16 protein-coding genes and 1 other RNA gene are annotated in these 18103 nt (G+C 61.6%); 8 read left to right on the top strand and 9 right to left on the bottom strand.

Annotated elements, in window-relative coordinates; all coding sequences use genetic code 11:
* Nucleotides 1–280: 280 nt before the first annotated feature.
* Together GXM22_RS03720 and GXM22_RS03715 are read right to left on the bottom strand one after the other, a co-directional pair.
* A complete protein-coding gene (locus GXM22_RS03720) occupies nucleotides 281–3982 on the bottom strand; it encodes a UvrD-helicase domain-containing protein (RefSeq protein WP_005935561.1) in 3702 nt (1233 codons plus the stop codon).
* Nucleotides 3979–7332: a PD-(D/E)XK nuclease family protein gene (locus tag GXM22_RS03715; protein WP_005935564.1), complete on the bottom strand. Its 3354-nt coding sequence runs from the start codon at nucleotides 7330–7332 to the stop codon at nucleotides 3979–3981. The genes GXM22_RS03720 and GXM22_RS03715 overlap by 4 nt, the downstream gene beginning before the upstream one ends.
* Nucleotides 7333–7534: 202 nt before the next feature.
* Here GXM22_RS03715 and ruvX point away from each other — a divergent pair, with 202 nt between their 5' ends.
* Nucleotides 7535–7966 (top strand): Holliday junction resolvase RuvX, encoded by a 432-nt coding sequence (ruvX, locus tag GXM22_RS03710; protein WP_005935569.1) that lies wholly within the window; start codon nucleotides 7535–7537, stop codon nucleotides 7964–7966.
* 42 nt (nucleotides 7967–8008) lie between these two features.
* On the opposite strand, the gene GXM22_RS03705 is transcribed toward ruvX, so the two are convergent.
* Both GXM22_RS03705 and GXM22_RS03700 read right to left on the bottom strand, forming a co-directional pair.
* Nucleotides 8009–9079, bottom strand: coding sequence for a HAMP domain-containing sensor histidine kinase (locus tag GXM22_RS03705; RefSeq protein ID WP_005935573.1), 1071 nt, complete (start codon nucleotides 9077–9079; stop codon nucleotides 8009–8011).
* Nucleotides 9080–9083: 4 nt separating this feature from the next.
* Nucleotides 9084–9758, bottom strand: a complete 675-nt coding sequence (locus tag GXM22_RS03700; RefSeq protein WP_005935576.1) for a response regulator transcription factor — start codon at nucleotides 9756–9758, stop codon at nucleotides 9084–9086.
* A gap of 182 nt (nucleotides 9759–9940) precedes the next feature.
* Between GXM22_RS03700 and GXM22_RS03695 the strand changes: the two genes are divergently transcribed.
* Genes GXM22_RS03695 through GXM22_RS03685 form a run of 3 tightly spaced genes read left to right on the top strand, consistent with a single transcriptional unit; the run spans nucleotide 9941 to nucleotide 12084 of the window.
* Nucleotides 9941–10183, top strand: a complete 243-nt coding sequence (locus GXM22_RS03695; RefSeq protein WP_005935579.1) for a hypothetical protein — start codon at nucleotides 9941–9943, stop codon at nucleotides 10181–10183.
* Between the two features lie 42 nt (nucleotides 10184–10225).
* A complete protein-coding gene (locus tag GXM22_RS03690) occupies nucleotides 10226–11248 on the top strand; it encodes an NAD-dependent epimerase/dehydratase family protein (RefSeq protein WP_099357238.1) in 1023 nt (340 codons plus the stop codon).
* An 11-nt stretch (nucleotides 11249–11259) separates the two neighbouring features.
* The gene (locus GXM22_RS03685) at nucleotides 11260–12084 is read left to right on the top strand and encodes an SDR family oxidoreductase (protein WP_005935585.1); all 825 of its coding nucleotides are present in this window, start codon (nucleotides 11260–11262) and stop codon (nucleotides 12082–12084) included.
* Nucleotides 12085–12168: 84 nt separating this feature from the next.
* On the opposite strand, the gene GXM22_RS03680 is transcribed toward GXM22_RS03685, so the two are convergent.
* Entirely contained in the window at nucleotides 12169–12912 is a 744-nt protein-coding gene (locus tag GXM22_RS03680) for a peptidylprolyl isomerase (RefSeq protein ID WP_035394906.1), read from the bottom strand.
* A gap of 281 nt (nucleotides 12913–13193) precedes the next feature.
* Between GXM22_RS03680 and GXM22_RS03675 the strand changes: the two genes are divergently transcribed.
* From GXM22_RS03675 to GXM22_RS03665, 3 genes are all read left to right on the top strand, one after another.
* Complete coding sequence (locus GXM22_RS03675) at nucleotides 13194–13508, top strand: DUF1292 domain-containing protein (RefSeq protein WP_005935590.1); 315 nt, start codon at nucleotides 13194–13196, stop codon at nucleotides 13506–13508.
* Between the two features lie 29 nt (nucleotides 13509–13537).
* Nucleotides 13538–13741: non-coding RNA, 6S RNA (ssrS, locus tag GXM22_RS03670), on the top strand.
* Nucleotides 13742–13870: 129 nt separating this feature from the next.
* Nucleotides 13871–14500: a thioredoxin domain-containing protein gene (locus tag GXM22_RS03665; protein WP_005935595.1), complete on the top strand. Its 630-nt coding sequence runs from the start codon at nucleotides 13871–13873 to the stop codon at nucleotides 14498–14500.
* 49 nt (nucleotides 14501–14549) lie between these two features.
* Here the strand turns inward: GXM22_RS03665 and GXM22_RS03660 are convergent, their stop codons facing one another.
* Genes GXM22_RS03660 through GXM22_RS03645 form a run of 4 tightly spaced genes read right to left on the bottom strand, consistent with a single transcriptional unit; the run spans nucleotide 14550 to nucleotide 17379 of the window.
* Complete coding sequence (locus GXM22_RS03660; protein ID WP_227611521.1) at nucleotides 14550–14753, bottom strand: DUF378 domain-containing protein; 204 nt, start codon at nucleotides 14751–14753, stop codon at nucleotides 14550–14552.
* 56 nt (nucleotides 14754–14809) lie between these two features.
* Complete coding sequence (ispE, locus tag GXM22_RS03655; RefSeq protein ID WP_005935600.1) at nucleotides 14810–15700, bottom strand: 4-(cytidine 5'-diphospho)-2-C-methyl-D-erythritol kinase; 891 nt, start codon at nucleotides 15698–15700, stop codon at nucleotides 14810–14812.
* Between the two features lie 12 nt (nucleotides 15701–15712).
* Nucleotides 15713–16900, bottom strand: coding sequence for a pyridoxal phosphate-dependent aminotransferase (locus GXM22_RS03650; RefSeq protein WP_005935603.1), 1188 nt, complete (start codon nucleotides 16898–16900; stop codon nucleotides 15713–15715).
* Nucleotides 16900–17379 (bottom strand): Lrp/AsnC family transcriptional regulator, encoded by a 480-nt coding sequence (locus GXM22_RS03645; RefSeq protein ID WP_005935606.1) that lies wholly within the window; start codon nucleotides 17377–17379, stop codon nucleotides 16900–16902. The genes GXM22_RS03650 and GXM22_RS03645 overlap by 1 nt, the downstream gene beginning before the upstream one ends.
* A 376-nt stretch (nucleotides 17380–17755) precedes the next feature.
* On the opposite strand from GXM22_RS03645, the gene GXM22_RS03640 reads away from it, so the two are divergent.
* Nucleotides 17756–18025: an ACT domain-containing protein gene (locus GXM22_RS03640; protein WP_035394907.1), complete on the top strand. Its 270-nt coding sequence runs from the start codon at nucleotides 17756–17758 to the stop codon at nucleotides 18023–18025.
* Nucleotides 18026–18103 lie beyond the last annotated feature (78 nt).

Genomic DNA, 18103 nt, shown 5'->3' with positions numbered 1-18103 from the left:
AACGCGGCCGCCCATTTGCAGGACAGCCGCGCGAAATTTCACACAAAAGCGCAGTTCGTTCAAAGAATCGAACCGTGTTTGGGTATAGCCCGGGGATTCCGACCCCACAAGGCGAGCGCGGCACAGGCCGTAGCTGCTTTCTTTACCGGAATAGTTTACCACACCCACAAAGCCCTGTCAAGCACTTTTACGCGATTTCAGGGAAAAATATTCTGAGATGGATCAAATCTCTCAGTCGCGCTAACGCGCGCCAGCAATGACGGAGAGATCGGACAGAGCATCACTTGACCTCGATCAGCTTCCCCAGTTCCAGCGAGTAGATGCCCTTATAGGTCACCGGCTTCGGGGCAAAACGCTTGCTGATGGCAAGAGCATAGAGGTCAAGCTGGGCGCGATAGGCGGCAAGGAAGTCATCCTCGGATTTTCGGCGGTCCGTCTTGTAATCCAGCAGCTCCAGGTGATTCGGGAACACCAGCACCAGGTCAGCGATGCCCTGCACCAGCACCTTTGCCTGTGCCACGGCAGCGCTGTCGGCGGAGTCAGTGCCCTGGGCGGTCAGCACCTCGGCGGCAGGCAGGGCCGTGATGAAGTCCAGCTCCCGCAGCACCTCATCTGCGGCACAGATGCGCGCAAAGGCTTCGCTCTCCACAAAGCGGCGGATGCGCCCTGCATCCAGCTTCTCCGCAATTTCGGGCGCGGTGAGCTTTGCTTCCACCTGCCGGTCACGCTCGGCAGGGATCGCCGTTTCCAGCGTGCCTGCCTGTTTTGCCGCCGCAAGGGCCGCAAAATCGGCGTGCTCCAGGAAGGCGTGAAGGGCCGTGCCCATCTCGGCGGCGGTCAGGCCGTCCTTTGCCAGAAAGCCCGGGCGCTCCAGCGTGGTCTGCTCTGCCTTGTGAACGATGCCGGTCACGCTGACCTTGGCGGGCACTCTGGCCAGCTCCGCCGCAGGGTACTGCCAGGCAAAGCCCTGCCGCAGTGCCTCGGTCAGAGCCGGGTCTGCCTGTGCCAGCGGCCTTTCCTCAGGTTCCGGGTCGGGCGGCTCCACGCCCTCGGGCAGTGCCTGCTGCACCGTCAGGGTGATGGTGCTCCCGGTATCCGCAAAGGGCAGTTCCAGATCCTCGGCCAGTCGGCGCAGAGGGCCGCCGTTGGGGTGGACGAGCAGGGCCGCGCGGAGCCAGTCGGCAAAGCTGTTTGCCTGTCGGCAGAGCGTCTGCCCCGCCCCGGCTTCAAGGAAGGCCGCCGCTCTGGTAAAGGGATTGGAGGTCTTTCCGATGCCCAGCGGCACGGTCAGGATGAGCTTATCCTGCGCGCGGGTCAGCGCCACATAGAGCAGGCGCATCTGCTCACTGCGCATCTCGGCGGCGTGGACATTGGAGAGCGCCGTGTAAGCCGCCGTCTTGTACGCGCCCTCGCCCTCCTCGGGGCGCAGGCGCAGGCCCGCCCCATACATCCGATGCAGGAGCACCGGCTGGCGGGTATCGGCTGCATTGAAGCGACGGGCCGTATCGGCCACGAACACCACCGGGAACTGCAGCCCCTTGGAGCGGTGGATGGTCATCACAGTCACACAGCCGGGGCGGGAGCCGCCGGGCACGGTATCCTGCCCCGTGGAGCCTGCCAGCGCCGCAGCGTCAATGGCCCGCACCAGCGCAGAGATGCCGCCGGAGCCGGCCCCGGCACAGAAGGAAGCAAACCGCCGGGCATCCTCCCGGCGGCGGGCACCGTTTTCCATCACGCCCAGTGCGGCAAGGTAGCCGGTGGAAGCAAAGATTTCCTCCAGCAGCTGTTCTGCCGGGACACTGCGGGCCATCCGGCGCAGCTCGGTCAGCCGGGCATAGAACGCCCGGACTTTTCCGGTAAAAGGGGTGTCCTCCCCGCTGTTCACGGTGAGCAGCAGCGCGCCGTAGAGGCTGATGCGCTGGGGGGCGTTTTCCCCCTGCTGCTTCTGGATCTCTTCGGCTCTGGCCCGCAGGCGGACAAGGTCGTCATCGGTGAAACCGAACAGCGGGCCCAGCATGGCGGCGGCAAGATAGATATCCTGCGCCGGGTTGTCAATGACCTTCAGCAGGGCGATGAGGGGCCGGATGTGGGGGGCATCCAGCAGGTTTTCGCGGGCATCCGCATACACCGGGATCCCCCGGGCGGTCAACGCTTCCACATAGGCCGGAAAATCAATGCGCGCCGCCAGCAGGATGCAGCAGTCCTCGTACTGCACCGGGCGGGTGGCACTGCCGTCCCGCACCGGCTCGCCGCTCTGCACCAGTTCCTCGATGCGCCGGGCGATCCAGCCCGCGTCCGTTTCGGCGGTGTCATCGGGCAGGAAATGCGCCTCCACGCTGCCCGTGTATTCCCCGGGTGCCCCGCAGATCAGCCGCTGGCCGTCGCCGTAGGCCGTGTCACCGAGTTCCGGGGACATGAGCCGCTCGAAAAGGAAGTTGATCCCTTCCACCACCTGCGGAGCCGAGCGGAAGTTGGCATCCAGCGCCAGCATGGCATCGGTGCCGGGGGTCCCCTCTGCCGGGCGGGGCCGCGCTGCGCCGCCAGGCAGGGCGGGCCAGCTGTCCAGTTTTTCCCGGAAGATGCTGGGGTCTGCCTGCCGGAAGCGGTAGATGCTCTGCTTCAGATCTCCCACCAGGAAGAGGTCGTCCCCCGCCGGGGATGCAAGGCACCGGTACAAGGCATCCTGCAGGGCGTTGGTGTCCTGATATTCATCCACCATCACGGCGGCATAGTTCTGCCGGATGACCCCGCACAGCGCAGTGGGGGGGCCGTCCTGGTCACGAAGCAGGTGGAGGGCCTGATGCTCAAAGTCGCTGAACTCCAGCAGCTTCCGGTCCCGCTTTTTGGCCGAGAACCGGGCATCGAAATCCCGCACCGCCGCGAACAGCGCCCGCAGGCGGGGCTCTGCGGCCCTGCGGTCTGCCTCAGCCTCCTCCTCACTGCAGGGGATCAGCTCAAGGATCTGCGCAAACAGGGCCGCGCCCTCATCGGCGCGGGTGCGGATGACTTTTTTGTGTTCGCCGTTCAGCCGCTTTTTCATCCCTTTCAGGCCGGGCAGCTCCTCCATGCCCAGCACATAGGGGGTCAGCAGATCGTAAAGCGGGGTCCATTCCCCCGCCACAGCCAGCTGTTCCACCCTGCCCAGCAGGGCGGCAGCCTTGTCCAGCCGTTCCTGGGCATCGGTATATTTTTCCAGCACGGCATTCTTTGCCTTTTCCCGGGCAGAGGGCGTTTTCTTTTCCTCGGCATCGGCCAGCTCCTGCTCCCGGTCGCCCGGGCAGTCAGCCAGCGCGGCGCGGAACAGCTCCCCTGCCGCCCGGGCACTGCGGGCGGCTTCGGCCAGCAGCAGATCATGCCAGCAGGTGGCGGCAAAGCCGTTTTCCTCCTGCCACGGAGCCAGAAATTCGTCCAGCTTTTTGTCGTAATCGGGCAGGGCGCGCAGGAAATCGTAGACATGCAGGATCGTCTCGCCCGCCGCACGGTCGGTGCGGCCCTTGCCGTAGAGGTCGGCAAAGGCGCAGAAATCCGGGTCGCGGTAGGCATTTTCCAGCGTCTCGCTCAGGGCAGAGGCCCGCAGGAGCTCCACACTGCCGGGGTCTGCGGGGGAAAAGTCCGGCGGGATATCCAGCGCCTGAAAGTGCTTGCGCAGCAGGTCCAGACAGAAGGCATCGATGGTGCAGATGGGTGCGCGCTGCAGCAGCATCCGCTGGCGGCGCAGCGCGCCATTGCCGGGTTCCGCCTGGCTGCGCTTCAGAAGTGCCTGCCCGATGCGGGCCCGCAGCTCTGCCGCCGCCGCATTGGTAAAGGTGACGATGAGCAGACGGTCCGCATCCACGGGATGCTCCGGGTCGGTGATGAGCCGGACAGCCCGCTCCGTCAGAACAGCCGTTTTGCCGCTGCCCGCCGCCGCGCTCACCAGCAGCGCGCCGCCCCGGTCCTCGATAGCGGCCCGCTGGGCGGGGGTCCACTTGGGTTCACTCATGCCTGTTCCTCCTCTCCCTCTTCGGGCTGCCCGGGAGCCTCAAAGGGCTTTGCGGGGGCCTCCAGCGCCCGCTCCCCGATGCCGGTCTCGTGGCAGCAGACAAATCCGTAATCACACCACTGGCAGGGACTCCGGCCCGCGACCAGCGGCTCGGCGGCGATCTGCCCCTCATAGAGCTGCTGGCCCATCCGGGTCACAAGATCATCCAGATGCAGCTGGATGCGGTTCAGCTTGGCGATGTCTGCCCGCTTGTCCTTCTGGTAGGGGCTGGGCGCGCCTTTGTAATAGGAGAAGGGCAGGTATCTTCCGGTCTCGTCGGCATCCATGGCATCGAACAGCTTCTGCTCGTCCCGCACCAGACCGTCCAGTTTGTATTCCACACTGTGGGCCGCCTTTTCGCGGGTGGTGGTCTCAGGGGCCGGGTCGGCCAGCAGGTAGAGCACACCCGCCGGTTCCGCCCCCGTAAAGCGGCCGCTTTTATCCCGGGTCAGGCTGAACAGGTAGAGCAGCATCTGGCAGTCCAGACCGCAGTAGACCTCCTTCAGGTCCAGCTTTTTGGTGCCGGTCTTGTAGTCCACCACCCGCACCCAGCGGGTGCCGTCCTCCTCCACCCACTCGTCGGCACGGTCCACGGTGCCCACCAGCTGGACGGTGCGCCCGTCCGACAGGTGATACACCTGGGCAGGCACGGCATCCTCGCCCCGGCCGATCTTCAGCTCACAGGCCACGGGCTTGAAGCTGGACTGCCGCTGCTCATCCCGCAGGTAGAGCAGCAGGCTCGTCATGCTCTTTTTCAGGCGGGAGAGCAGATAGGCAAAGCGGGCGGTATCCTCGGGCAGATAGCGTTTGGCGTACTCGTCCACCAGCAGCGCGGCAAGGCTCGCCATAGCCTCATCGTCCAGCTCCATAAAGGGCTCCAGCGCCGCCATGGGGTTGTCCGGGCCGGGGTGAGGGTCCAGCGCCATCTGCAGCACCCAGTGCATCAGGGTACCGCTCTGGTCGGCGGAAAGCTCGGCCCGGCGGCGGGGCCTGAGCCCCAGCACATACTGCAAAAAGTAGCCGTAACGGCAGGTATAATATTTTTCCAGCTGGCTGGGCGAAATGCGCAGCTTCCGCCCCAGCAGCGCTTCCAGCGCAGGCAGGTCATGCACCTGCCGGGGGGCAGTGTCGGCCATCCGGCGCAGCAGGGCAAGGCCCTGCGGCTCGGTCTCGCCGGGGTTGTGCAGGGCCTCTGTCAGGCTGGCACGCTCGGTCTCCGTCAGGGGCCAGCCGCCGCCCAGACAGTCCAGTCCATCTGCAGGGGTGGCCGCAAGGTCCGTCAGTTCCAGCTCCGGGGCAGCGGGGGCCAGTGCTTCCACGAGGGGTTCCAGCGCAGCGCAGAGGGTCTGCCCCTGCCCCTTGGGCCAGCTGAGCCACAGCCCCTTTGCAGGAGCGGTCAGGGCCTTGTAGAAGCAGACCTGCTCACGCACCACACGGTTTTCAAAGCAGTCGGGCAGGTCGATCTCCTGCGCCATCAGGGCATCGCGGTCAGCGTGGGTCAGCAGACCCACCTCGCCGGGCGCGGCCGGGAATTCCCCCTCGGCCAGCCCCAGCACAAACACATAGTCCGGCGCGTCCAGACGCATCTTGCCTGCGCTGGCCAGCACCACCGCGTCCAGGGTCTGGGGAATGTGCCCCAGGTCGGACGAGCGGAGCAGCAGCCCGAACAGGTCCTCGTATTCGGCCACGGTCACGGTCTGCTCCCCCAGCAGATGGGCCATCTCGTTCAGCAGCCCCATGACCACGTTCCACTCCCGGGCGGCTTCCTCCGCCGCCGGGATGCCCCGGTCCGCGCGGATGGCTTTTACCTGAGCGGCCTGCTGTTCCTCAGCCCCCAGCGTTTTCAGGCAGAAATACGCCGCCCGGCTGATGGCCTCGGCGTTGACCCCGCGCACCTTGGCCCGGAATGCATCCACCGCCCCCACGAGCAGGGCACGGGCATGTTCTGCCCGCTCCCGGTTGCGGAGGTCCTCTTCGGTCAGCTCCTGTTCCCCAAAGCCCTTGGGGCTGCGCTCGAACTTCTCCCGCCAGGCCGCCGCCGTGGGGGCCCAGGTGTAGGCATAGTTTTCCAGCGCGCAGACCTGCTCCTCGCTCAGGGCACACAGGCCGGTCTTGGCAAGGGTGGTCAGGTTCTCGGTCAGGTCGGCTCCCCGGGCGATCTCCAGCAGGGCCCGCACCGCCGTGGCCGGGGCGCTGAATTCCGGGGTGGTGGGTTCATCGCAGTACAGGGGGATCTCCGCCATCCGGAATTCATACCGGACAGCGGCACGATACTTGGCGATATCGCGGCAGACCACAGCGATCTTTCCGCACCGCACGCCCTGCCGCATCAGCCGCCGGACGGCACCGGCAGCGGCACGGGCCTCCTCCTCCCGGCTGGGCGCGGCAAAGAGCCGCACCTCGCCCGCCGGGGCATCCGCGGTGCAGCTGCCGGTTTCCAGCAGCTCTGCCACTGCGGCAAGGCCCGGGGCGTTCCGGTGGCGCAGATCCTTGCGCAAAAGCTGCGGAACGGCCACCTCCGCCCCATTTTTCCGGGCCAGCTGGCGCAGCTGCGCCGCCACCTGCTTGGCCCCGGAGAACAGGCTCAGGTCACCGGGCAGCAGGGGGGCACCGTCATCGCAGAGGGCCACCGTTACGCTGGGCAGTGCCGCCAGCATGGCCCCCAGCAGCCGCTTTTTGGGCGCGTTGAAGGTATCGAACTCATCAATGAACACCGCCCGGTCCCGCAGAAACTCCGGCAGGCTGTGCCGGGCCAGTGCTTCCTCCAGCCGGGCTCCGGCCAGCTCCAGCCGGTCAGAGGGGTCCATGCCGCTGCGGGCCAGCAGGGTCTCGTAGCCCTGAAAGATGAGGGCCAGCTCACTGAGCTTACCGCTCTCGGCTCCGCAGGCACCGGCCAGCTGTGCCAGCTGCCGGCCGGAAAGGCCCGCACTCTTCAGCTCGTCGATGGTCTGAGCCGCCATCTGGCAAAAGGCCGCACTGCGCCGGTGGCGGTGATAATAGTGGACATTGTCCTGCAGCTCCTCCAGCGCCCGGCGCACCAGCACGGCACGGCCTGCGTCAGAGAGGGTCTGCACCGCCGCGCCGCCCTCGGTGGAAAGGATCTTTTCTGCCAGACTGGTAAAAGAAAAACTCTCCACCATGCCGGACAGGGCATCCCCCAGCTCACGGTAGATGCGGCCCTCGGTGCTGGAAGTGAATTGTTCCGGCACCAGCAGGATGCTTTTTTCCCCTTTTTCGGCCCGGGCGCGGATGCGCTGGTACAACAGCGTTGTTTTTCCGCTGCCGGAGCCGCCCAGAAGTAGCTGTAACATTGTTTTCTCACTTTCTATAACGAGCTCACCCTCTCAGTCAAAGCCTGCGGCTTTGCCAGCTCTCCCGAAGGGAGAGCCTTTGGCATATCGGGTCAGCCCTGCGCAATGGATAATAATTGAGTTTATTGTACCGCAAAATTGAAGAAAAATCTATTCTGTGGTAAACTGAGGAAAAACAGCAAAACAGGAGGGGCACTTCCCCATGAAGATTCTAGCAGTTGATTACGGTGCCAGCCGCACGGGGCTTGCGGTCTGCGACCCCACCGAGTTCCTGACCACGCCCATCACCCCGCAGATCACCCTGAAGGCCCGGCCCAAGGTGGCCGCCGAGGTCTGCCGCATTGCCCAGGAGCAGAAGGCAGAGCTCATTGTGGTGGGTCTGCCGCTCAACATGGACGGCACCGAGGGCGAGCGCGCCGAGAAGAGCCGCAAGCTGGGCAAGACCCTGCAGATCTGGAGCGGCCTGCCCGTGCGGATGTGGGACGAGCGGCAGTCCACCTGTGAAGCCGCCGATATCCTGGACGAGGTGGGGACTTTTGGTGCCCACCGCAAGGCCATTCTGGATTCCGTCAGCGCCACGGTCATTTTGGAAGATTACCTCGCCTGGCGCAAAGAGCACCCCGGCGAAATTTGAACCGGAAGCAAAAAGAGACGCTTTTCAGCGCCTCTTTTTCGTTTATATGGGTAATGTCACGGTAAAGCAGCTGCCCTGCCCGGGGGCACTGTTCACCTGGATACTGCCGCCGTGGAGCTCCAGCACCTTTTTCACCATGGCAAGGCCCAGACCGTTGCCCTGAGTGGTGTGGCTGGTGTCGCCCTGATAGAATTGTTCAAAGATGTGCGCCTGCGTGTCGGCGCTCATCCCCTCGCCCTGATCGGTCACCGAGACCATCAGGGCGCTTTTTGCTTTGCGCAGGTTCACGGCCACGGTGCCGCCCTCAGGGCTGAACTTGGCGGCGTTGTCCAGCAGGTTGAGCCAGACTTCTTTCAGCAGCCCCTCGCTGCCGGTGTACTCTGCCGGGACAAGGTCGGCATCAAAATCCAGCTCCTTCTGCCGCCACTTCTGCTGGGTCACAAGCACGCTCTGGCGCAGCTGCTCATCCAGGGAGAAGCACGCTTTGTCGGTCAGGATCGTCTGGCTCTCCACCCGGTTCAGGGTCAGGATATTCGTTGCCAAGTCGGCCAGCCGCCTGCTCTCGTCCCGGATGATGGTCAGGTATTCCTTCTGATCCTCGGGCGGCAGCTGCTCCTCCAGCAGCAGGTCGGCAAAGCCGCTGATGCTGACGATGGGCGTTTTGAATTCATGGGAGAAGTTGTTGATAAAATCCTTCCGCAGAATTTCAGTGCCGCCCAGCTCCTCCGCTGCCTTGTTGAAGCTCTGCTCAAACTCGACCATCTCCCGGGGCACATAGCCGTGTTCCGCGTGATTTACACGCACGGCAAAGTCCCCGTTTGCCAATTTTTTCATAGCCTCAATGTTCCGCTGCAATGGGTGGATAAAGACCATCCGTATCATCACCACCATGCTCACAGCGATCAGGATGCAGACGGTATAGACAAAGGCCAGTGCACCACCGAGCTCGACCTGTCCATCGTGATAGAAAAATCCCTCGTCCACACCGGCCAGGACCAGCACGGTGCAGACGGCCAGCAGCAGAAAGACCATGAAAAAGAGGTTCAGGATCAGAAGCATGGTCAGGTTCAGGGTCTCCATGCCGCTGCGCAGCCGGTTGAATGCGTTTTTCATTGGGTCACACTTTCTTCACGGCCCGGTAGCCAAGGCCCCGCACGGTCTGGATCTCAAACTCCGGCCAATCATAAAAACGGTTGCGCAGGCGGTTGATGTGGACATTCACGGTCTTGTCATCGCTCTCGCTGTCGATGCCCCAGATCTCGTCCAGCAATTCCATCCGGGTAAAGGTCCGTTCCGGGTAGGCCAGCAGCTTGTACAGCAGCTCAAACTCCTTGGGCGGCAGGGTCTGCACCTCCATCCCCCGCCGCACGGTGCGGCTGTCCATATCCACCACCACATCCCCCACCGTGATCTTATGCTCATCCACGATGCGGGCCCGGCGGAGCAGAGCCTTGATGCGGAGCAGCAGCTCGGTCTTATCCGGCGGCTTGGTCATATAGTCGTCCGTACCCACCAGAAAACCGGTGTGCTTGTCCTCGGGCAGGGCCTTGGCCGTCAGCATCAGGATGGGCATCATGCTGCCGCCGTCCCGGATGGCCTGGGTCAGGGCAAAGCCATCCATTTTAGGCATCATCACATCGCACAGCAGCAGGTCAATGTGCTGGTGGTCGATGATGTCCAGCGCCGCTTCGCCGTTGAAGGCCGGGATCGCTTCATAGCCGTTGATCTTTAAGATGGCGCAGAGCAGCTTGTTGGTGCTCACGTCATCTTCCGCAACCAGAATTTTCAGCATGGCGTTCTCCTCACTTTCTATGGTATGGCTCTATTATACACCCAAAGATAAACAAAAGATAAACAGAAATATTCACCTTGCGTTTACCTTGGTCGGGTATCCTTTAGCCATCGCAAGGGAGCACGGAGCTCCACAACAGAACAAACAACAAACATTCAAACATAAAACGGAGGACACTTACCATGATGAACCGCAAGAACATGACCGCTTCCACCCTGGACGAGACCGCGCTGGACGCTTACTACACCCTGACTGAGGGCGGTGCAAACTACGGCATCGGTCTGGCACTCGCTGCCACTCTGAACAGCTTCAAAAACCGGAACACCTCTTCTCCCGTCCGTATCGACGAGGACACGATGGATGCCTATCTGGCTGTCTCTGAGGGGTTCGACAGCATGGGTCTGGGTCTGGCCGCAATGCTGTAAACCGTATCGTACACTTTGAGAGAAAAGCGGGAGGAAATGAATATGAACATCAACACCACTTATCTGTTGACCGGCGCGGCCGGTTTCCTGGGCATCAACATCTGCACTCAGCTGATCGAACGGGGGGAGCACATCCGGGCCTTCGTCCTCAAGGGGGATCCTGCCCGCAAGTATCTGCCTGCTGAGGTCGAGGTTTTTGAGGGCGATCTGTGCAGCGCAGAGGACTGTGAAGCTTTCTTCAACATCCCCGAGGGCAGCCAGAGCGTCTGCATCCACTGTGCCAGCACGGTCACCATCGACCCGGGTTACAGCGAGAAGCTAATTGCCGTCAATGTGGGCGGCACCGAGAATATGCTTGCCGCCGCCAAGCACCACCCGGAATGCAGGAAGTTCGTGTACGTTTCCTCCACCGGTGCTATTCCTGAGCTGCCCGCCGGGCAGCCCATCCGGGAAGTGAATCAGTTCGTCCCCTATGAAGAGGAAAAGGTGGTAGGCTGGTACAGCCGCAGCAAGGCCATGGCCACCCAGAAGGTACTGGATGCCGCCCACGCTGGCCTGAACGTCTGCGTTGTCCACCCCAGCGGCATCATCGGCCCCAACGACCCGGCCATCGGCCAGACCACCCGCACCCTGACCCAGATCCTGAACGGTGAAATGCCCATCGGCATGGCGGGCAGCTTCAACATGGTGGATGTGCGTGACCTGGCCGCAGGCACCATTGCCGCCGCCGACAAGGGCCGCAAAGGTGAATGCTACATCCTGAGCAATGATGAAGTCACCCTGAAGGAAATGTGCCGGATGCTTAAAGAGGATACCGGCTGCAAGGGCTGCAAGTTCTACCTTCCCCTTTCCTTCGCCCACCTTGCCGCAAAGCAGATGGAAAAATCGGCCGCAAAAAAGGGCACAAAGCCGGTTCTGACGGAGTTCGCCGTCTACAATCTGGAACGGAACAACTGCTTTGACTGCTCCAAAGCACGGAACGAGCTGGGCTTTGCACCCCGTCCCTACGCCGAAACACTCCACGACACCGCTGCCTGGCTCAAAGCCACCGGCAAGATCCACTGAGGAGGTACACCATGAAACCTGTCTGTGTGATTACCGGCGGCGGCAGCGGCATGGGCCGCGCCACGGCCAAGCTGGTCTGTGAAGCCGGATATCATGTGATTTTGGTAGGCCGCACTGCCGCAAAACTGGAAAGCGCCGTGGCCGAGCTGACCGAAGCCGGACACGAAGCCGAAGCCTTTGCCTGCGACCTCTCTGACCGTTCCAGCTGCGAAAAGCTGGCACGGCACGCCGTGGAACGTGGGCAGGTGAAAGCTCTGCTCCACATTGCTGGCATGAGCCCCCACATGGGCAGCCCGGAAGCCATCCTGCGCGCCAACGCGCTGGGCACAGTCAACATCAATGATGCCTTTTACCCGGTCATGGCCCCGGGCGGCTGTGTCATCGATACTTCCAGCATGAGTGCTTATCTCTCGCCTTCCTTCATCATGCCAAAGCGGGTCTATCCCCTCGCCCGTACCGACCGGGAAAAATTTTTGAAAAAGATGATGGCTCGCATCAACCTGATGCCCAAAAACGCCCGCACCGGTGTGGCCTATTCCATCAGCAAGCATTTCGTCATCTGGTTTGCCAAAACCGATGCCGCCCGCTTTGGTGCCAAAGGGGTGCGCTGCCTCAGTGTGACCCCCGGCAACTTTGATACCCCCATGGGCCAACTGGAAAGCGCCGAAGCCCAGACCTTTACCGCCCATTCCGCTCTCAAGCGGAACGGCAAACCAGAAGAGATTGCCGCGCTGTATGCCCTGTTGCTGGACGAACGGCTCGGTTATCTCACCGGCACGGACATCGTCATGGACGGCGGTGTCATTGCCAGTGGGGTCAGCGGCCTTTCCCGCTGACCGATATATCCCCCATTCTCTCCATTCAGCACAAAACCGGCTTTCCTACTGCCACAGGAAAGCCGGTTTTGTCATTTTCAGTTGTTACTGCGCCTGATATGTCTCAATGCTGACGCTGTTGATGGTGATCGTTTCCGTGGGCTTCTGGTTCTCATCCACGGCGGCCTGAGCGATGGTGTCCACCACGTCCATCCCCTCGTACACCTGGCCCAGCACGGTATCGGTGTAGTCGAGGTAAGGCGCGCCGCCGGCGGTCTGGTAGGCCGAGACGACCTCAGCGCGATAGCCTGCACTGTTCATCTGGTCGGTGAGTTCCTGGGTGACGGAATCCCCGCCGGGCAGAGTGGACATGATATAAAAGACGCTGGCGCACTTGCCGGAGGAGTCCGCCGCCATGCAGAGGGCACCGGAATAATGGTGGAGCTTGTCGGTGGCCTCAGCCGGGTAGCGGCTGCCGTTCCAGATGGTGGTGCCCTTGCCGTCAGTTCCCTGACCGGCTTCCACCACAAAGTCCTGCTCCACACGGGTCACGGTCAGGCCGTTATAGTAGCCCGCCTGCACCAGACCCACAAAGTTATCATAGGCCTGCGGGGCCTGCTCCGGGAAGAGTACCGCCCGGAACACACCCGCCGTGGTATCGAACACCGCCACGGGTTCCCCCGCCGCCGGGTGGGTGAACTGCAGCTCGGCCGATTCCACCGCCGGGCGGGTGATGGTCTTTGTTCCGGCTCCGCTGCTGCCGCCGATGTTTTTCACAAGGCTGCAGCCGGACAGTGCAAAACTCACGGCCAGCAGCAGCGCCGCCAACCGGACACGGGTCTTATTCATAAACAGATCCCTCCGTTCATATTCTGATAGCAGTTCCCCCGCACGCGGGAGATACGCAGAATTCAGTATAGCATATTTCTGCCCGGGAAGCGAGAGGGAAATGCGTGAAAATTTGTCGCGCATTTTCTGTGCGAAAAACATCTTGACGAGCAGGCAAAAAAACGCTACACTATAAGCACAGCAAGGGACGGCGGGAACGCAGCAGATCCCGGGCTGTGTGCGTAATTTTATTTGAGTACCATCCCTTTGATTGGGTTTGGATAGACAGGAGAACGTATCTTATGGCAGAAGAGATCAAGAACCCGAACACCGAAGAGGAATATCAGCCCGATCTGATGACTCTTGAGGATGAGGACGGCAATGAGGTCACGTTTGAAGTGATCGATGCACTGGACCATAAGGGCGTGCATTACCTTGCAGTTGTCGAATACGCAGAGGATGAAGAGGATGTCAACGAGGACGCACAGCTGGTCATCCTGAGCGTGGGCGAGGACAGCGAGGGCGAATATCTGGACGTTGTGGAGGATGACGAGACTCTGATGGAAGTCAGCAAGCTGTTTGAGCAGCGCCTGAGCGACCAGTTCGAGATCGAGTAATTCCCCTGCACAGACAGATTCCCAGGCAAGACTTCCTGCCCGGCGCGATTTGTTGCGGTTTATATGATCCTACTAATCATTCAACGGGAGCCCGGAGTTCTCCGGCGGATTGCAGACCTCCCCGCCATGGGTCGACCATGGAGGTTCGATGAGGAAGCGTGAATCCGGCGACAGGGCACCCACCTGTCCGTAAGGGTAGGTTTGATTGCCGCAGACGACCGGGCGGGATCTTTTTATAGCATTGCATCCACCGCTGGCCTGCCACAAGGCCAGTGTGTGGATTTTTTTATAGGAAAACCTCTCAGGCGCGTCAGCAATGACGGAGAGGTTTTGGTGATGATGGAAAGGATGTGCATTGCGGTATGAAAAGCGAACATCTTGTGGGGACGAGCATCCCCCGTTTCACCTACGACACCCCCACGGTGCCGGGCAATGATTTTTACGCCCTGTGCGAGGGGGAGCATCCGCTGTGCATGATCTTCCTGCCCGGATTCGACCACCCTGTCAGCCGCGAATATATCACCCGCTACCTGAAAACGCTGCCCCAGCTCAAGGGGGCACGGCTTGTCTGTGTGGTGCGTTCCTCGGCGCAGGCGGTGGCAAAGGCCACCCACGGCTCAGATTTCCCCTTTCCTGTCATCTGCGACGGCCCCGGCGTGCTGTACGGCTACCTGGGCGTAGAGCAGACCCGCGGCCTGTTGAGCTGGAGCTTTGCGGCCCAGAAGATCTACAAGGCCGCCAGAGATGCCGGTTACCACTACGACACCAAAGCCCCTCAGCTGCTGCCGCTGACGCTGGTGGTGGGCCATCTGGGCAAGATCCTGTTCACCCACTCGGGCCGCAGCCAGACCGACCTGCCCGAGGACTGCGCCGCCATCAGCGAGATCGTGCGGGCTGTGGAAAAGGCCACTTCCCCCACCGACGGCCCCGCAGACCCCCACTGCTCGGACGAGACCCTTACCCTGCCCGATCTGGTGGGGTGGGATAACTGAATGATCCACAAAAACGGCTGCTGCACATTTTCCGTGCAGCAGCCGTTTTTCATTCTTCCGTTTCCTCTGCAAACAGCCCCGGGATGCCGCAGACAGCGGCCACGCCCACCACCGTAAACACGATGCGCGACCAGATGGAGCTGCTGCCGCCCAGCAGCCAGCCCACAAAGTCAAACTGGAACAGGCCCACAAGCCCCCAGTTGATGCCGCCAATAATCATCAGGATCAGGCACACTTTATAAAAGGTCTGCACAAAAAGACCTCCTTTCCTTTGGGCAGTTTTCCCCATTGGAAAGGAGGTTATGCATATTACAGCATCCACTTCGGGCTGATGACCCGCGCGCCGCCCCGATCGGGCCGGGCCACATACACCTGCGGCCACTGCGCCCTGACAGCCTCGGCGGCGCTTCGGGCAGCTTCTTCGCTCTCAAAGATGCCAAACACAGCCGCGCCGCTGCCGGTCATCAGGGCAGTGACAGCGCCGTTCTCTTTCAGCGCGGTCTTGATGGCCTCGTTGTCTCTGGCTCCGCTGCATTCCTCCAGCGCGTTGCCTGCGGCGGCACACACACCCGCCAGATCCTCGGCGCGGATCGCCTTTTCCTGGGCTTCGCAGTCGGGGTGGGTGCTGCTGCCCACTTTGTCATAAGCTGCAAAGGCTTCCGGGGTGGAAACGCCGTAATCGGGCATGACCACCGTGAACCAGCAGTCCGGGCAGGGCGGCAGGGCTTTCATCACATCGCCCACGCCCTGCACCCGGCAGGTGCCGCCCATCAGGGCAAAGGGCACGTCCGCGCCGATCTTTGCCCCCAGCGCGCAGAGCTCACTCATGGAGAGCTTTGCGCCGTAAAGGACGTTCAGGCCCACCAGCACACCAGCGGCATCGGCGCTGCCGCCTGCCATGCCGGCACGCACCGGCACATTCTTGTAAATGGTGATCTCTACACCCGCCAGCAGGCCGGTGTAGTGGAAGAAGGCCAGCGCCGCCTTGATGGCCGTGTTGGAATCGTTGGCGGCCACCGGGCTGCCCGGCAGGGTCAGGCTCAGGTTCTGGCTGCGGCGCAGCACCACCCGCTCATACAGGGTAATGGCCTGCATCGTCATATCCAGGTTATGGTAGCCGTTGGGCAGCAGGCCCACTACATCCAGCGCCAGATTCAGCTTGGCCGGGGCCAGAACGGTCACGCAGTTCAGTTTTGCCATCGGTCTTCCTCCTCACTGCTCTCCGCTGTTGATGCCGTTTTCTTTCAGGAACTCCCGGATGCGCTTCATGGCCTCGGTCAGGTGCTCCACGCTGTAAGCATAGGAAACACGGCAGTAGCCCTCGCCGGATGCGCCAAAGGCATCGCCGGGCACCAACGCAACATGCTTCTGCTCCAGCAGCTTTGTGCAGAACTCCTGGCTGGTCATACCGGTGCTCTTGATGCAGGGGAAGGCGTAGAACGCACCCCGCGGCTCAAAGCAGGTCAGGCCCATAGAGTTAAAGCCGTGCACCACCAGGCGGCGGCGCATGTTGTACTCGTCCCGCATCTTGTCGATCTCACCGTCGCACTCCCGCAGGGCGGTGATGGCCGCATACTGGCTGGTGGTGGGGGCGCTCATAATGGCGCTCTGGTGGATCTTGGTCATAATTTTGATGATGGGAGCCGGGCCGCAGGCATAGCCCAAGCGCCAGCCGGTCATGGCATAGGTCTTGGAAAAACCATTCACCACAATGGTCCGCTCGGCCATGCCGGGCAGGGTGGCAATGGAGACATGGGGCCGCAGGCCGTAGTTCAGCTCGGCGTAGATCTCATCCGAAAGCACCATGACGTTGGTATCCCGCAGGACCTCCGCAATGGCTTCCAGATCCTCCCGCTCCATCACCGCACCGGTGGGGTTGTTGGGGAACGGCATGATAAGGAGCTTGGTCTTGGGGGTGATGGCGGCTTTCAGGGCCTCGGGCCTGAGGCGGAACTCATCCTCCTGGCGGCAGGGCACATGCACCGGCACACCGCCGGACAGGGTGGTGATGGGCTCATAGCAGACAAAGCAGGGCTCCGGGATAATCACCTCATCCCCGGGCTGCACGATGGCGCGGATGCACATATCAATAGCTTCGCTGCCGCCCACGGTCACCAGCACCTCCCGCAGGGGGTCGTAGTGCAGGTGCATCCGGCGCTCCAGATATCTGCAAATCTCCGCCCGCAGCTCTTTCAGGCCTGCGTTGGCGGTGTAGCGGGTGCGGCCATGCTCCAGGCTCTCGATGCCTGCTTCCCGCACAGCCCACGGTGTTTTGAAATCCGGCTCGCCCACGCCCAGACTGATGCACTCGGGCATATCAGCGGCCAGATCGAAGAATTTGCGGATGCCGGAGGGGCGCATCTCCCGTGCGGCAGGCGCGATCAGTTTATCGTAATCCATCACAGAACCGTGCACTCTCTTTCATCGATCTCTTCGTCCTGATACAGGCGGCCCTCTTTTTTATAGGTGCGCAGGACAAAATGGGTGGCAGTGGACAGCACATCGTCCAGCGGGCTCAGGCGCTTTGCCACGAACAGGGCGATCTCCTGGAAGGTCTGGCCCTTGATGACCAGCTGCAGGTCATAGCCGCCGCTCATCAGCAGCACGCTCTCCACCTCGTCAAAGGCGGCAATGGTGGCTGCGATCTCATCAAAGCCGCGGCTCTTCTTGGGGCTGACATTCAGCTCGATGACGGCTTCCACCCGGTTCACCCCGGCCTTTTCCCAGTCCACAAGGGTCTTGTAGCCCTTGATGATGCCCTGCGCCCGGGCCAGGTCGATCATAGCCGCCACCTCGGCGGGGGATTTATTCAGCATGGTGGCAATGTCCTCAATGGGCAGCCGCGCATTGTCTTCCAGAATCTTCAAAAGCTGTTCCATGGTCGTTTCTCCTTTGTTTTGCGCGGGTGGGCGTACCCGCCCCGCTGTTATTTTTCAGTATAGCACAAGAATCGCCGCTTTGCATCTTGTTTTTTACATCAAAGCAGTATAGAATGTCTTTTCCGCCTGAAAACTGCTCTTTTTTCCAAAAAGAGTGTTCAAAAATCGGCAAATCTGCTATACTGAAATTAAACCCTTCCGTCAAAGCCTGACGGCTTTGCCACCTTCCCTAATAGGGGCGGCCTTGGCAGAATGATACAGTTTGTGCGGAACGGGGAACTTGCAAAACTCCACGCAACGCCAGAGGCCCCACTACTAGGGGGGCTGGCGCGAAGCGCCTGAGGGGTTTTTACCAGAAACAATGGGGGTAAGGAATATGAAAGCGTTTATCACTGTCATCGGACACGATACCGTGGGCGTTGTTGCCAAAGTGGCCGCCCTTTGCTGTGAGCTGAACATCAACATTGAGGATGTGACCCAGAGCGTTCTGCAGGGCATGTTTGCCATGATCATGCTGGTGGACATCTCCAAGTGCAGCGTCAGCCATGAGGAGCTGCACACCCGCACCGATGCTCTGGCCAAGGAGATGGGGATGCAGATCAATCTGACCCGTCAGGAAGTTTTTGACGCAATGCATACCATCTAACAGACAAGACCTCTCAGACGCTTTGCGCCAGCTCCCTTAATAGAGGTGGCATTGCGAAGCAATGACGGAGAGGTTTAG

It is taken from the genome of Faecalibacterium duncaniae (assembly GCF_010509575.1).
Classification (GTDB): domain Bacteria; phylum Bacillota; class Clostridia; order Oscillospirales; family Ruminococcaceae; genus Faecalibacterium; species Faecalibacterium duncaniae.
The sequence above is the reverse complement of the archived record's forward strand: the minus strand, read 5'-3'. Positions and strand labels throughout refer to the sequence as shown.